The sequence below is a fragment of the Binatus sp. (SeqCode) genome, assembly GCF_050013435.1.
Lineage (GTDB): Bacteria > Desulfobacterota > Binatia > Binatales > Binataceae > Binatus.
Genome location: NZ_JBEKFG010000042.1, coordinates 17,244 through 31,020 on the forward strand (window position 1 = coordinate 17,244; position 13,777 = coordinate 31,020).

Annotated in this window: 16 protein-coding genes; 5 read left to right on the plus strand and 11 right to left on the minus strand. The window is 61.8% G+C overall.

All coding sequences use genetic code 11. The features are described 5' to 3' along the window. Positions 1-55 precede the first annotated feature (55 nt). On the plus strand, positions 56-2,185 hold the full coding sequence (locus ABSB13_RS10075) for a hypothetical protein (RefSeq protein ID WP_428107843.1): 2,130 nt from the start codon (positions 56-58) through the stop codon (positions 2,183-2,185). A gap of 170 nt (positions 2,186-2,355) precedes the next feature. Here the strand turns inward: ABSB13_RS10075 and ABSB13_RS10080 are convergent, their stop codons facing one another. Together ABSB13_RS10080 and ABSB13_RS10085 are read right to left on the minus strand one after the other, a co-directional pair. After that, a complete protein-coding gene (locus ABSB13_RS10080; protein ID WP_428107844.1) occupies positions 2,356-3,183 on the minus strand; it encodes an alpha/beta fold hydrolase in 828 nt (275 codons plus the stop codon). Next, the gene (locus ABSB13_RS10085) at positions 3,180-3,995 is read right to left on the minus strand and encodes an alpha/beta fold hydrolase (RefSeq protein WP_428107846.1); all 816 of its coding nucleotides are present in this window, start codon (positions 3,993-3,995) and stop codon (positions 3,180-3,182) included. Before ABSB13_RS10085 ends, ABSB13_RS10080 begins: the two co-directional genes overlap by 4 nt. Before the next feature lie 116 nt (positions 3,996-4,111). On the opposite strand from ABSB13_RS10085, the gene ABSB13_RS10090 reads away from it, so the two are divergent. After that, on the plus strand, positions 4,112-4,678 hold the full coding sequence (locus ABSB13_RS10090; protein WP_428107847.1) for a tetratricopeptide repeat protein: 567 nt from the start codon (positions 4,112-4,114) through the stop codon (positions 4,676-4,678). A 24-nt stretch (positions 4,679-4,702) separates the two neighbouring features. Here the strand turns inward: ABSB13_RS10090 and ABSB13_RS10095 are convergent, their stop codons facing one another. From ABSB13_RS10095 to ABSB13_RS10110, 4 genes are all read right to left on the minus strand, one after another. Continuing rightward, the gene (locus ABSB13_RS10095) at positions 4,703-5,608 is read right to left on the minus strand and encodes a haloalkane dehalogenase (protein ID WP_428107848.1); all 906 of its coding nucleotides are present in this window, start codon (positions 5,606-5,608) and stop codon (positions 4,703-4,705) included. Positions 5,609-5,810: 202 nt separating this feature from the next. Beyond that, the gene (locus ABSB13_RS10100; RefSeq protein ID WP_428107849.1) at positions 5,811-6,239 is read right to left on the minus strand and encodes a hypothetical protein; all 429 of its coding nucleotides are present in this window, start codon (positions 6,237-6,239) and stop codon (positions 5,811-5,813) included. Further along, the gene (locus tag ABSB13_RS10105; RefSeq protein WP_428107851.1) at positions 6,229-6,696 is read right to left on the minus strand and encodes a hypothetical protein; all 468 of its coding nucleotides are present in this window, start codon (positions 6,694-6,696) and stop codon (positions 6,229-6,231) included. The genes ABSB13_RS10100 and ABSB13_RS10105 overlap by 11 nt, the downstream gene beginning before the upstream one ends. Next, the gene (locus ABSB13_RS10110; RefSeq protein ID WP_428107852.1) at positions 6,693-7,295 is read right to left on the minus strand and encodes an RNA polymerase sigma factor; all 603 of its coding nucleotides are present in this window, start codon (positions 7,293-7,295) and stop codon (positions 6,693-6,695) included. Before ABSB13_RS10110 ends, ABSB13_RS10105 begins: the two co-directional genes overlap by 4 nt. Before the next feature lie 301 nt (positions 7,296-7,596). Here ABSB13_RS10110 and ABSB13_RS10115 point away from each other — a divergent pair, with 301 nt between their 5' ends. The 3 genes from ABSB13_RS10115 (at position 7,597) to ABSB13_RS10125 (ending at position 9,491) form a co-directional block, all read left to right on the plus strand. Continuing rightward, positions 7,597-8,751 (plus strand): site-2 protease family protein, encoded by a 1,155-nt coding sequence (locus ABSB13_RS10115; RefSeq protein WP_428107853.1) that lies wholly within the window; start codon positions 7,597-7,599, stop codon positions 8,749-8,751. A 114-nt stretch (positions 8,752-8,865) separates the two neighbouring features. Continuing rightward, a complete protein-coding gene (locus tag ABSB13_RS10120; protein ID WP_428107855.1) occupies positions 8,866-9,150 on the plus strand; it encodes a type II toxin-antitoxin system RelE/ParE family toxin in 285 nt (94 codons plus the stop codon). Between the two features lie 23 nt (positions 9,151-9,173). Further along, positions 9,174-9,491, plus strand: a complete 318-nt coding sequence (locus tag ABSB13_RS10125; RefSeq protein WP_428107857.1) for a HigA family addiction module antitoxin — start codon at positions 9,174-9,176, stop codon at positions 9,489-9,491. A 474-nt stretch (positions 9,492-9,965) separates the two neighbouring features. Here ABSB13_RS10125 and ABSB13_RS10130 read toward each other — a convergent pair whose 3' ends face one another. The 5 genes from ABSB13_RS10130 to ABSB13_RS10150 all read right to left on the minus strand — a co-directional run. Then, positions 9,966-10,772, minus strand: a complete 807-nt coding sequence (locus ABSB13_RS10130) for a DUF6968 family protein (protein ID WP_428107859.1) — start codon at positions 10,770-10,772, stop codon at positions 9,966-9,968. Further along, complete coding sequence (locus ABSB13_RS10135; protein ID WP_428107860.1) at positions 10,769-11,452, minus strand: nucleotidyltransferase family protein; 684 nt, start codon at positions 11,450-11,452, stop codon at positions 10,769-10,771. The genes ABSB13_RS10130 and ABSB13_RS10135 overlap by 4 nt, the downstream gene beginning before the upstream one ends. Positions 11,453-11,461: 9 nt before the next feature. Continuing rightward, positions 11,462-12,622, minus strand: a complete 1,161-nt coding sequence (locus ABSB13_RS10140) for an XdhC family protein (protein ID WP_428107862.1) — start codon at positions 12,620-12,622, stop codon at positions 11,462-11,464. Positions 12,623-12,683: 61 nt separating this feature from the next. After that, positions 12,684-12,989 (minus strand): hypothetical protein, encoded by a 306-nt coding sequence (locus ABSB13_RS10145; RefSeq protein WP_428107863.1) that lies wholly within the window; start codon positions 12,987-12,989, stop codon positions 12,684-12,686. A 116-nt stretch (positions 12,990-13,105) separates the two neighbouring features. Continuing rightward, positions 13,106-13,777 (minus strand): hypothetical protein (locus tag ABSB13_RS10150; RefSeq protein ID WP_428107865.1); only part of this gene is annotated, 672 nt, incomplete at its 5' end.

A 13,777-nucleotide genomic window follows, 5' to 3' on the forward strand; every position in this document is an offset into this window, starting at 1 on the left:
AATTCGTCATGCACGCGAGATCAACCCTGTTAATCCTCTCTTAGATGGATTCCGTGTGAAAGATTCCTTTGTGTATCGCACTGCTCGCGGCCTGACAGTACCCTTCATCACGGTGATTTGCGTGCTGCTGGCCGGTGTCGGGTTGGCTCGGGCCGGCAAATCGGCGCAGGTCGAGGCAGGATTTGTGGGCGTCCCGCCGCCGAACTTTCAGAATGTTATCCTCAATGTTAAGTCGGTTCGCATCAATGCCCGTGTGGGCGCGGCCCCCGGCAATGCCGGATGGCAAGACATCCCGGCGCCTTCGGGGATCGGAGCCACTGGGCCGAGCGCGTACCTGCAGATCGATCTCAACGCTTGGCAGAACCTACCCCAGCTCTTCAACACCGCTGGCGTGAAGCCCGGCACCTACAGAGTTGCCGAGCTCCTCCTCGATCCGACCAATCCCGGCACCTTGGTCCCCGACTGTCCGCTGGCGCCGCCGCTCGCCAGCGCCAACGACGGATGCGTCAATTACCCCATCCATTTGGCTGCCGGCACCAACGTCATCACCGTGACGAACACCGGTCCCGGCGGGCTGATCGAGGCGGTAAGTGGGCAACTGACGCCGTTGTTCCTTCAGGCGTCGATGGTAATCAATCAGGCCCCTACGGTACCCGGCGGTGCTTACACAGTAACCGTCTCGCTTGCGACACTTCCAAATCCCATGCTGGGCACGGTTACAGGGTCGGTAAATATCAACCCAGGTATGGGTTCGGGGAAGTCGCCGTCGGGAAAGGTCAGCAAGTTGGCGGTGACAGCCGAAACGATCGGAACCAATACCCCTATCGCGAGCACTCCGGTCAAAAACGGGCGGTATACGCTGACACTTCCGGCAGCCTTCACTTTCGGAACGCTCTATGACCTCGCGGTGAATGGCGGAGCAGATACTTACGCCGCGGAGCGGCTACTGCCGCTATACCAGGGCACATCGATAGTTGCTGATTTCAGCGGGTCAAATAGCCTCATCGGGAGCCAGACGCTTGGCAATATCACGGGGACGATCAGCGACAATTGCGTCGCCACAAAGCGCATTGCCGGTGCGACGCTGCAGTTGCTGATTCCGCCCGATAACAACCTGACGGCTAACTGCTTCAACCCAACGACCGCCGGCCAATGCGTCGCAGTCGCGACTGCGACTACCGGCAACACAGGCTACTTCCCGCTGCCGGGAACGCCCACCATTCCCGCCGAGTTCAAAAACGTTCCGGTGCAATCGAAATCTTTACCTAACAAGGGCGCCTATGCCATGGAGATCACCGCGCCGGGCTACGATCCTTTATTCGTCCAGGCAATCCCTAGCGGCGGCAAGAAAGGCGGCACTTGCGCTCCTATCGGCAGCACTACTTTCGGCGCGTGCGACCTCGCGCTGAACACGGGATACATCAGCGGTAGCATCCAGATAGAACCGCCATATCCGGGGCAGACCACTTCGGTCCAGGTATTTGCCGAGGACACCGGAACCAGAAATCTTGAAAGCGCGCTCCCAATGCCGATTACCGTCACGAGCTCGAACCCCGGCACGGTCGGCTTTACGCTGAATGTCCCGACCTCGGCTGTCGTTCCCGCCTTCGATTTGTTCGCGACGACGATCGATCTCTATCAGGGTGCCACCGATCCGTATCAGGGCCACACCGTCGTGGTGCTGTCAGACGTTACGGCGCCGGCGCCACCATCCGCGCCGGGAGCGTGCAGCACCGTGACGGCGAATTTTCCCGACGACCAAACGATCACCTGCGTCGGTCACGGCAGCGTGACCGGCACTGTCGCCAACGCCAACCTCGGCACCTCGGTGGTCCTGTCGAAACAAGATACGGTATCGGGCGATTTCGTGCAGATAACGAATACTCTCGTGCAGAATCAGTTGCCAAATTCGAGCCCGAGCAACAATTTTTCCTTCTGCGCTCCCGCCGACATTTATCAGCTGCAAAAGTTCCAGCTCCCGACACCCGACCCCGACGTGACGCCGATATCGTCGCCTACACCCGGACCTGAGGGCAGCCCCACGACAGTCACGATTCTGCCGCCTCCGCCAGCCGGTGGCCCGAGTCCGACACCTACGCCGGCAATCAAGTGCCCAACCACCTGCGAGAATCCCGACGGCACATGCCCCGGCATCTGCAACAACGCGATCGTGCCGCTGCCGTGATCGCGATGACCAACCGGGCGATGCGGTATCTCATGTGAACCTTGCGGAGCCGGATGCGTGCGCCGAGCCGAACGCCGAATTGCCGGTGCCATAGGCTGACGGGTCCGTAGTCGCCGAGTAATTCCGACTGAGTGGATTGGGCGGCGTTACGCAGTCAAGGAGTGAAAGCGTTAGAGGCTGGCGGCGAACTGCTCGATTACGCGCGCGACCGCCTCGGGCCTCTCGAGGATCACATGATGATGCGCGTCGGCGATCGTCACCACCCGCACCTTCGGATTCGCCGCGCGCGCATGCTCGGCGCCCTCGGCGGTCATGATGCGACTGTGTCCGGCACGCACCAGCATCATGGGAATCGTGATTTCCCTGATGACATCGAGCACCACCATCCCGTCCCCGCCGAAAAAACATTCGCGATCGAACTTGAGCGTCCATCGCCCTTCATCGGTGCGCGCCAGGCTCTTTTCGGCGATCTCATGAAGGACATCGGCGGTGACTGCGCCCTCCTTGGGTATCAGCCGAAAGCGCGCCCTGGCGGTTGCGAGATCGGGATAGGTCACCACCGGCAGTGACTTCAGCCGCTGGAGATATCGATCGCGCCCGCGAGTCGAGGTGACCGGGATGTCGATAGCGATCGCGCCGCGCGCGCTCTCCGGATGAGCCCGCGCGAACGCCAGCACGTTCATCCCGCCCATGCTGTGACCGACGACCACGGGCTTTTCCGCATTCGCCGTCGCGTGCGCGACAAACCTCGCGAGGTCGTTTGCGTAATCGATCGGCGAGTACGCCGCCGGCCGTGCCCATTGGCTGTCGCCGTGGCCGCGCTGGTCAAGCGCGAGCAGCCGGTACTCCGCCGCAATCACGCGCGCCAGCGGTTCCCACCACCACGCATTGGCAGTGTTGCCGTGCAGCAGGATGACAGTACGCGGCGCGTGCGGATTCCACTCCAGGTAATGGAGCCGCGGAGAGCCTTCGAGCAGATGGCTGCGCGGGGCCGTCATTTCAAGCCGTCCACAAAATGACGGACTACTTCGATTAGCGCCTCGGGATTGTCGAGCATGACGTGATGATACGAATCATCGACCTCCACCAGCCGCCCGTTCGCAAGCTGCCCGGCCATTTTTTTTGCGAGCTCGCGATCCAGCAACGGACTCTTTGTGATCTTCACGATCAACGCGGGGCATTCAATGCGATGCAACGAGTTCCACACCCGCGACGGTTCGCGGATCATCGTGCGCCGATCGAGCTTGTGGGTCCATCCGCCGTCGGCGTGCTGCTTGAAGCTGCGGCGCGCGACGTGCTCGAGGATTTCCTTCTTCGCCAGCGTCTCGCGCGGCAGGACCCTGAAATGCCCAGCCGCCTCGTCGAGCGATTCGAATCGGCGCGCCGGCTTTTCCGCGATCGACTGCAGGAATTCGAGCGCCCGCTCCGGGTAGTCGGGCGGAGGATCGATCGCCACCATCGCGCGCAATCTTTCGCCATGCTCGACCGCGTATGCGAGCACGTTATGCGCGCCCATCGAGTGACCGACCAGGATCGGCGCGCCGAATCCCCACTGGTCGATCACCTGGTCCAAATCCGACACGTAATGACGCGAGCCATACGCCCATTCATCGGCCCAATCGCTTTCGCCATGCCCGCGTTGATCGAGTGCCAGCACGTGAAAATCGCCGACGAAGGCCGGCGCGACAAAGTCCCACCAATGCGCGTGGGCGGAACCGCCATGCAGAAACAGGATCGGCGGCTTGCCCTCGCCGCCGTAATCAAGGCAATTCAGCGCGAGCCCGTTGGCTACGAAACGATGCGCCTTCATCGCTCCACCGGAATTTCTTTTCTCATCTCGAAGCCGCCGCCATCCGCGCAAACATGATACCTTTGCAGCGCTCGCCTTTCATGCCACCATTTAGCTGCCAGTTCATACCTGAAGCCATGCGAGATCGAACCGCGCTAAAACCACTGACTCTGGTCGCCGCACTGATGCTTGCGCTCGCGTCCTTTTCTTTCCCGGCGCGCGCGCAGGAGGCCAACGCGGCCAAGGCCCGCGGGCTGGTCGATGCCGCAATCAAAATGACCGACAGCGACGCCGCCGTAAAGCTGCTCTGGCAGGCCACCGAAATCGATCCCACGCTCGACGACGCCTACGTTTATCTCGGGGTCTACTACAACTCGCGCTCCGACTTCGCCAACGTCGTCAAGGTTTATCAAAAGCTCATCAAGTATCAGCCCAATCAGGTCAGCGCCTATCTGAATATCGGCGAAGCGTACATGTCGTTCTCCCCGCCCAAGACCGACGACGCGCTGATCTATTATCGCAAGGGGTACGCGCTCGAACCCAGGAACACTTTCGCCGCGCTCAGAATCGGGGAATTACTCGCGCAGACCGGCCAGCGTGACGAAGCGCTCAAGTATCTCAGAATTGCGCTCGCCGACAGCGCGAGAAATCCCACCGTCGCGTCGGAAGCTGAAAAAGCTCTCAAGCAGATGGGCGCGCTTTGACAGGCGCGCGCGTACGGCCGAAGTTCATTTCGTCGATGCGATAAACTCGTGGATCAAGTCGGCGATCTCGTCGGGCTTATCCTCCTGCAAAAAGTGGCCTGCTTCAGCGATAGTCACATGCTTTTGCCCCTTGGCCCCCGGAACCCGCTGCTGGAAGACGAACTCGCCTCCCTTTGTAATCGGATCCGAATCGCTGAACGCGGTCAGAAACGGCTTGGTGAACCGCTCCAGAACTTTCCACGCCGCCTGGTTCTCGGCGACCGAGCCGTGCTGCGGCGTAATCGGGACCAGCGCCGGAAAGCGGCGCGCACCGGCCTTGAACGATTCGTCCGGGAAAGGCGCGTCGTAGGCGGCCTGTTCGGCTTCGCTCAGGGCGCGGCGGCATCCCATGCCCACAATCTGTCCGATCGGCAGGACGGGTGCGCTCTGGCTGAACTCGAGCCAACTCTTGAACCCTTCGCTGAATCCCTCGCCGGTCGGCAGCCCGGTATTGGCGACCACCACGCGCGCGAATCTTCCTGGAAACGCGGCCACCAGCCGAAGCCCGATCAGGCCGCCCCAGTCCTGGCAGAAGAGCGTAATCTCTGACAGGCGCGTGGCCGCCAGCCAATCGCTCATCCATCGCACGTGCCGTTCGAAGGTGTAATCGGATTGATCGGCCGGCTTGTCCGAACGGCCGAATCCCGGCAAGTCCGGCGCGACCACGCGATGGCCGCGCGCGGCGAGACTCTTGATTATCCGCCGATAGAGGAACGACCACGACGGCTCGCCATGCATGAGCAGCACGGGACTGGCGGTGGGCGGACCTTCGTCGAGATAGTGGATTCGCAGCGCGGTCCCGTCGGGGTCCGTGACTTCGCAATAATGCGCGGTGAATGCAAAGTCGGGAAGATTGGCGAATCGCGCGTCGGGAGTTCTCAAGATCTTCAAAGGATGCCTCGCTCGGAATCAGAGTTGTCGTTCGTCGATATATTGACACTATGAATGTCATTATATCGCGAGTGCGTCAACCATGATGCTCCGCCCGCGCTGAAACAGAAACACCTCTTCGTCTATGTTGAAACGGCCGCTTTGACGAGACCTCAGATCGCTGGCCGATCGGGTCTCTATGAAGGGCTAAATGCGCCCGCGCTTAATTCTGCGGGACCGGCGGGGGCTCCGGAGGCGCGCCCTCTTCGGGCGGCATGTGATCGCCACCGTCGCCGCCGCCGTGGCCGCGATGCGCCCACGATTGCGTGAAGTCGCGATCGAATATCTTCTGCTGCTCGGGCGTCAGCACGCCACGAACCTGGCCGAGTCCATCCCAGAACAGCTCATGGCGCCGATGCTCAAAATCCTGCCGCGCCTGCGTCACTTTGAACCGCGTATCGCGCAGGATGTCGCCGACGCGATCGCGTTGCGCCGGTGTCAGGTTGAGTTCGTGATTCATCCGCTCGATCAACCCGCCTCCCGGCACCCGCAAGTAACGATACCGATACGCCAGCGTGCTGAGTGCGAAACCGATCAGAAGGCACGAAACCCCCACCAGCAAGCCGAGCAGGAAATTCGACTTAGCTGGCAAGGTCGCTCTCTGTCATCGGCATCTCGGGCGCCAATGGATCGCCTGCGGTTTCGGAATTCATACTCGTCTCGGGCACCGATAGCGCCTCGCCCAAAGATTCATTCGGCGCCCGCGTCGAAAGATACGCCGCGCTCGTCGCGAATACAAAGATCGCCGCCGCCGCCGACATCGCCAGCCATCGATTCGGCTGCCGCGACAGCGCAACCTCGCGCGATACCGACGCGAATCGCCGCGGCCTGTCCGCCAGCGAGAACTCGCGCCGCGCCGGCCGCGATACGCGAGCCGCATCCGGTTCTGTCTTGCCATGCAGCACCGGCGCCGTCAGCGCGAAGACGCGAAACGCATGATCGCACTTCTCGCATTCCTTCAGATGCGCCAGCAACTCGGCCCGCCGCTCGGCCGTCGCGGTCTTGCGCCATAGCGCGGAAAATTCCTGTCGTGCTTCAAAACAATTCATGATTGTAACCTGTTGCGTCCCGCCGCCAGCATCCGCTCCGCCTGCTTGCGCAGCGCCTGCCGGGCGCGGAACGCGCGAATTTTTACCTTTGCCTCACTCCATCCAAGCGTCTCGGCAATTTCGCTGACGCTCAGATCTTCACTTTCCTTGAGCACCATCACCATCCGGTCCTCGGGCTTGAGCGTGTCGAGCAGGCGATGCGCCAAATCGTAAGCTTCGCGCCGCTCTTCGGCCTCACCGACGATATCCTCCGGCGACGCGACGTTCGCCGTCTGCATCCATTGCACTTCCGGCGCGCTGAAGTCTCCGACCAGTTCCTCGGGACGCCGCCGCCGCCGGCGCAACTCGTCGTAACAAAGATTCACCACGATCGCGCGCAGCCATCCGCCAAACGGCATCTCGGCCCGATACGTCGCCAGCGCGGTGTAAGCTCGGATGAAACTTTCCTGCGCGATATCCCGCGCCATCTCCTCGTCCGAAAAAAACCGCCGGCATAAACGCTCCACTCGCGGCCGATGCCGCCCTGCGAGCTCCGTGAAGGCGCCGCTATCCCCGCCGAGGACTTCGGCTATCAGTTCCTCGTCGGGTTTGGCGCTCAATCTCGACCCTGCCCTGCTACGCGCCGAGACACCCAACATAACCGTTTATTAATACGCATTATCCCGCCGATGGTTACATGGTTTTGGGCCGATTCTGCAACCCAAACCGGGTCCGCAGGGACCGCCCCATGCACCTTTCGCAGGTAGGATAACAGGCGGCGCACAAAAGCCCGAAACCCAAACCGCGTTTGAAGGGGCCAGCCACGGGAAGCAGCCGCTGTGCGCGTGCCTTTCAATCGCCCAGCGCTTACCATCTCCGCTCGGCTCGCGTAAATTCGCGGTGTCACGCGCGGAGGTTCCAATGGCAGCGGAGCGCAAGGGTGGGATCGAGATCTTCAAGCTGGCCGGCATCCAGGTCGCCATCGACTATTCCTGGCTGGTCATCTTCGCGCTGATCCTGTGGTCACTGGCCTCGGGATATTTCCCCAAGGAGTATCCCGGCTACTCTACCAGCAGTTACTGGCTGGTGGGACTGGTCGCGACCATCCTGTTCTTTGGCTCGGTGCTCGCCCACGAGCTGTGCCACGCAGCGATGGGCAACCGGCTCGGCGAGGGCGTCCACCGGATCACGCTGTTCATCTTCGGCGGGATGGCGGAACTGGAGCACGAGCCCAAAAGCGGGATCGATGAGCTCAAGATCGCCGCGGTGGGTCCGCTCAGCTCGATCGTGATGGCGGGAATCTTCTGGCTGATCGCGCTGGGGATCCCCGCGGCCGGGGCGACGGCGCTGTGGAAAGCGGTCTTCTCCTATCTCGCCTTCATCAATCTCGCGCTCGCCCTGTTCAACCTGCTGCCCGGATTTCCGCTCGACGGAGGACGGATGCTGCGCGCCGCGTTGTGGATGCGATGGGGCGATCTGCGTCGCGCGACGGCAGCGGCGGCCGATTGGGGCAATACTATCGCGTGGGGCATGATCGCGTTCGGCGCGATGGAGATCTTCGGGGGCGCGCTGGTCGGCGGGATGTGGCTGATATTCATCGGCCTGTTCCTGCGCAGCGCCGCGTCGTCGGGCTACCAGAGCATGATCGTCGAGCAGGCGCTGTCCGGCACGCACGTATGCGAGATCATGGTGCGCGATCCGATCGTGCTCGGCCCCGATGAAACCGTAGCCGGCGCCATCGAGAACTATTTCCTGCGCTACGGTTTCGGCGGCTTCCCCATCGCGGCGGATGGAAAAGTGCTCGGCGTGGTGACGCTTGCGCAGGTGCGCGAATGTCCCGCGTCCGAGCGCGCGACCAAGCGCATCGGCCAGGTTATGCGGCCCGCCGATGGGACAATCGAGATAGCGCCCAGCGCCGGCGTCATCGATGCGATCCGGCAGATGGTGGCGGCAGATATCGGACGGCTGCTGGTCGTCGATCAGGGTGTCCTGGTCGGGCTCATCACGCGTACCGGCGTAACCCGCTACGTGCACGCCAAAACGCTGCTCTCATCCCCCGCCAGCACGGCCGCCTAACCAGCCCGCTCTGTCAGGCTCGCGCCGCCGCCGAGAGCGTCGGCGGCGGGGGCGGCCGCGGGCCAACGAAATTCGACTTGACGCCTGTCGCGCGACAGGCGATGATACTTCGGGATGGGCATTCGTTCGATTCGGCATCGAGGTTTGAGGCGGCTGTACAGAAGCGGAGACAGCCGGGATCTTCCAGCGGCCCTGGTTGAGAAAATTTCCGACATTCTGCTGGCGATCGATGAGGCAGCACACCCGGATGAAGTTGGATTATTCCCAGGCTGGCGGTTGCATCCGCTGAAGGGGGATCTGAAGGGGTTTTGGAGCGTGACTGTGAGCGGAAACTGGCGGGTGATCTTCCGGCTTGAGGCAGGTGACGCATTCGATCTTGATTTTGTTGATTATCATTGAAGGAGGCGTTGGAAATTATGGCGATGAAGAATCCGCCGCATGTCGGCGGTTTAATCCGCCGCGAGGTGATCGAGCCGCTCGGACTGACAGTGACCGAGGCCGCGAAGGTCCTCGGTGTCGGGCGGCAGGCGCTTTCGAGCCTGCTGAACGGGAAAGCGGCTCTTACCAGTGAGATGGGCCTGAGGGTCGAGAAGGCGTTTGGGCCGAAGATGGAACACCTGATGCGAATGCAGCTGGCTTTCGATTTGGCTCAGGCGCGCAGAGCGGAGCACGCGATCCGCGTAAAGCGATATGTTCACGCCAAAACGCTGCTCTCATCCGCTGCCACCACGGCCGCCTAACCAGCCCGCGCGACGGCGGTCTTAATTCCGTCATCCCGAGCAAAGTCTCTTCTTTGTGTCATCCTGAGCGCAGCGAAGGAACCCGGATCTTTTTCTCCGGATTACCTCGCCCCAGTTAGGATCTTGCGTTCCGCGCCACTTCTCCTCCCTCGGAGGGGACCATTGAAAAACCCGCCTCTCTGATACCTCGCCCGTTCTTTTCACGGGAGAGGAGGCCGGTCGCTTGGCGGCCGGTAGGTGAGGGTTCTGCGCGTCATCGTGGCGACACGGCACGGATAAAAAAAGACCTCGAAAAAAATACCTCTGTTTGGCGCGACACTTCGCCGACACAAGCGCCGAATCATCCGCGCGGATGCGCGATGATTTTGGCGTTACCAGTTCGGCTATCTGGTGCTGGGCAAAAATTCGGGGCGATGTCGGCGATCCCTGCGAGATGTCGCGCGGTAGGGCGGGCTCGGGTTGACCTCGCAGCGGTCAGCGCTTCGTGCGCTGGCCGGGTGGCAAGGGGATGCTCCAGCCCGGCTTCAGGTTGTCGACTTCCGCTTCCCACCGCTGGAGGATCCGTTTCTTCTCTGCGAGTGCTCTTGCGATTTTGCTTGGATCTATTCCCTGCCTTTTCAACTTCGCCTCCTCCGCGCGAATCTTAGCCCTGCGGCTCTTTATCCGGGCGCGCCAGACGCGCACTGTCTCGCGTTCAATCGCAAGGCGTATACGTTCTACTAGCTGCTTTCCCCAAGAAGTCGGCACATTCAGCGGAATATCCACTCCGATTTCCGGATCTAACCAAAAGAACCTCCGTCCAGTTTGCTCAAGACCCACTCGAACGCCCTGAATAGCCACAATGAGCGCCTGTAGAGCGTCGACCCCGAAGGTCTTCCGTACTTTGGATTTGTTGACGCCCTCGATCAAAAATGTGCACTCCCAATCACCGTGCTTAGACAGCGGATCGGGCCGTGGCAGACCAATCGAAACTACAATCTTCCGTCCGACAACGCCTTGCTCCGCGAGTATTCGGCGCGCGATAACTGGGCCGAGATCTAATCGTCTCGGATTGCCATTCAGCACTCTCCGCGGGGGACGCTTCAGCCGAGTCATAATCCCTGTTCGTCGTCTTCTCCGTGGTCGGATTCGGAAATACCGTGTAACATCCAGTCCTCGCAAAATAAAGTGTCTTTTTGTGTCTGAGGCGAGCAAATCCGATACGATGCGAGGGCTCCCCGATTTGGTAAACCCCTGCTTTTCCCGATACGATCCGATGCGGACAACATCACGAAACCTCATCGAGGTTTCGCGCGTCCCTTTGTGTTTTTCCTCACCCGGGTGCAGGGGCTGGCCCCTGCCGGGGGGAGGCCGGCGCAGGCCAGATCAGACGGCGTGTCCAGGTCGAGATTGATTCCCGGATCGTCCAGGTCAACGTAGGTCACCCGCGACCCATCGGCATTCACCACGTAACGCGCGCCCTGCTCTTCCGGCGCTGACATAAGCTCGCCGAACATTGCGCGATCGAAAATCACCGGATGGCCCCGGCGGCCATCGTGGCGCGCAATCACAATCGGCTTGCCCGTTCGATTGTACGAATCGACTACGGCTCGAAATGTTTCGACCCGGACCATCGGATGGTCCCCGAGATGCACAATCACGCCCGCCGAGTCCGGTTGAACGACACCGAGTCCGACCTTCAACGACGACAGTTGCCCGCGCGAATAGTTCGGATTCTCGGCGATCGCGATGCGCTTGTCGCGCGGAATCGCGGCCCGCACGCGCTCGCGATGCGCCCCGATCACAATCACGAGCCGCGGCACCACCGCGAGCATCGTCTCCGCGATCTGCTCGATAAAGGTTCGGCCGCCGATCTCGAGCAGCGGCTTCGGATAGCCCATCCGGCGCGACTCGCCCGCCGCCAGGATGATTCCTTCCAGATGCTGCTTCATCGTGTCGATTTCAGGGGCCGGGGGCCGCATCGATGCGAGCTACTTCGAGCGTTTGAGGATGCCGGAACGCACGCCGAGCGTGAAATCGTCGCGCTCGCCGGTGCGGCGCTCGCGAATAATCTCCGCGATGATCGAGATCGCAATCTCCTCCGGCGTCTCGCCGCCAATCGCGACGCCGAGCGGCGCATGAACGTCGCCGAGCCGCTCGATCGGAACTCCGCTCTGGCCGATTCTCTCGAGCGTGGCCTTCACCCGGCGGCGCGAACCGATCAACCCGACGAATCCGGACGGCTGCATCAGCGCCGCGCGCACAACTTCCTCGTCGAAAGAATGACCGCGCGTGACGGAAACCAAGTAGCAGTGGCCGTCGAGCGCGAGCGAGTCGATCGCGGCCTTGAAAGGCTTGACGATAATTTCGTCGGCATCCGGGAACCGCTCACGGTTCGCAAACGATGCGCGGTCGTCGATCACCGTGACGTGAAACCCGAGCATCGCTCCAAGCACGCACAACGGCGCCGCGATATGGCCCGCGCCGACGATTATCAGCCGCTGCGCACCAACGATCGGATCGACGAACAGCCGCACGCCGCCTTTGGGCTCGACATGCGTGACAGGATGCAGCCCGCCGGCGCTATCGACTTCGAGCAATGCGGGAATCGCCTCGGCCGTTCGCTCGATGATTTGTGCGAATTGCGCCGCGGGCAGATCGATCGGTCCCGCATCGCGCGCGCCCGCATCGCGGGGATCGATAAACGTCCGCGAGCCGGCCGGCATTTCGCTTCGCGAACCCGCATCGACCACCGTTATCAGTGCGCCGGAAGCACTGCGGCTGGCGGCGGCGGCCAGCTTGCGCGCGATTGGCAAGTCGCGGGCCGGGGACCACAGATCGACGAAGACGTCCATCACTCCGCCGCAGGTGCCGATCTCGGGCTGGTCGAAATCGCCGGTGAGATCGACTTCCGCAAGCCGCGCGCCGCTTTCGCTGCCTTCTTCAAGTAATACACGAGCTTTTCGAAAAACCTCGGCTTCGCCGCATCCACCGCCGATGGTGCCGAACTGGCCGTCCTGGCGGACGATCATCTTGGCGCCGACTTCACGCGGCGTAGAGCCGCGAACGTTCACCACCGTTGCCAGTGCGAATGGTTGCCCGCGCTCCAGCGTGCGCAACGCCTCAGCCCAGATTTGATCCGAACCACTCATTTGGGGACCCGCGATTAGAACTTACCAGAACCCGCACTCGCGATGAATGCGGTCGCCGGTGTCAGTGGGAGATCTCGCGCAGATGGCGGAGGATCTCGCGGGCGCGCAGCAGGCTGTCCTCGGCGGATTTGTAATCGCCGGATTTGATTGCCGCCTCGCCGTTCTGTTCCAACTGGTTCGCGTCGAAGAGCTGCTTGCGCTCGACGGGATCGGTAGGTCCGCTGTCGCGCACGTGCGCGAGTTCGAGCGACACCTGGCGCTCCATCTCGACCAGATCCGGAGGCGGAGAAGCGGCCAGCGCCGGGCAGGTATCAACTAAAGTTGCAATTGCGGCAATCGCCGCGAAAAGTCGCGCGCCCGTCCTCATCGAGACTGAATTGTTATGGAATCGATCGAGGATTTCCAGCGGTGGTAAGCCAGGAGGGGTGACCCCTGCATCCAGCATTAAGGCCGCGCGGCCGGCGCGACGGGCGCCGCGAGTGGCTAAGGGGGTGCTTCCGCCACCGTGCATGAAATGCTGCCGTCCGGACCCGGAGCCTGGGTGCATGTGCACAGACACTGATTGATATCCGGAGGTGGCGGTCCGTCGAGCTGTAGCGCAAGGAGTTCCGGGACTCCGGTTGCGGCTCCAACGGAGAGGGTGGCTCCGTTAGCGGTGGGGTTGGGCACGCTGCAGGATGCACAGGCGCTTGCGTCACATCTGCTTCCTGTGGGCGCCGTCGGATGGTACGGGCCGAACACCTGATATCCGAGGCTATTCGAGCTGCCGGGCGTCGAGCCGGATGAGATCGGGCAGGAGCAAATGATCTCATCATCGTCGAGCCGGCCGGCGAAGCCCGGGAAGCTTTGACCCCTGCTGCTCTTGAAGCAAATGCCACCGTCACATTGGCCATAAGCCACCGGCGCGATCACGCCACTCCCCGCGTTGGCCGATCCAGGGCAGGTGTAGACGGCCGCGGGACCACCCTTCGTCACATCATCGGGGAGGCTGAAGGTGCTCACCATATAACCATTCGTCTTGCCCTGCCGGTTCACATCACAGACATTTTGCTCGCCGACGGGGCTTGAGTAGCTGAGCTGGAGACTGATGCTGTCACCGAGCAAGATATCGCACTTGCAATAAGCGACTCCGTCATAAACGAAGCAACTCGCCGC

Bases quoted from the DNA above. Each gene is read 5' to 3' on its own strand.
- ABSB13_RS10085 (WP_428107846.1), bottom strand. From the start codon at position 3,995: ATGAAGGCGCATCGTTTCGTAGCCAACGGGCTCGCGCTGAATTGCCTT.
- ABSB13_RS10140 (WP_428107862.1), bottom strand. From the start codon at position 12,622: ATGAGTGGTTCGGATCAAATCTGGGCTGAGGCGTTGCGCACGCTGGAG.
- ABSB13_RS10090 (WP_428107847.1), top strand. From the start codon at position 4,112: ATGCGAGATCGAACCGCGCTAAAACCACTGACTCTGGTCGCCGCACTG.
- ABSB13_RS10120 (WP_428107855.1), top strand. From the start codon at position 8,866: ATGGGCATTCGTTCGATTCGGCATCGAGGTTTGAGGCGGCTGTACAGA.
- ABSB13_RS10080 (WP_428107844.1), bottom strand. From the start codon at position 3,183: ATGACGGCCCCGCGCAGCCATCTGCTCGAAGGCTCTCCGCGGCTCCAT.
- ABSB13_RS10130 (WP_428107859.1), bottom strand. From the start codon at position 10,772: ATGAGGTTTCGTGATGTTGTCCGCATCGGATCGTATCGGGAAAAGCAG.
- ABSB13_RS10135 (WP_428107860.1), bottom strand. From the start codon at position 11,452: ATGCGGCCCCCGGCCCCTGAAATCGACACGATGAAGCAGCATCTGGAA.
- ABSB13_RS10125 (WP_428107857.1), top strand. From the start codon at position 9,174: ATGAAGAATCCGCCGCATGTCGGCGGTTTAATCCGCCGCGAGGTGATC.
- ABSB13_RS10145 (WP_428107863.1), bottom strand. From the start codon at position 12,989: ATGAGGACGGGCGCGCGACTTTTCGCGGCGATTGCCGCAATTGCAACT.
- ABSB13_RS10105 (WP_428107851.1), bottom strand. From the start codon at position 6,696: ATGAATTGTTTTGAAGCACGACAGGAATTTTCCGCGCTATGGCGCAAG.
- ABSB13_RS10115 (WP_428107853.1), top strand. From the start codon at position 7,597: ATGGCAGCGGAGCGCAAGGGTGGGATCGAGATCTTCAAGCTGGCCGGC.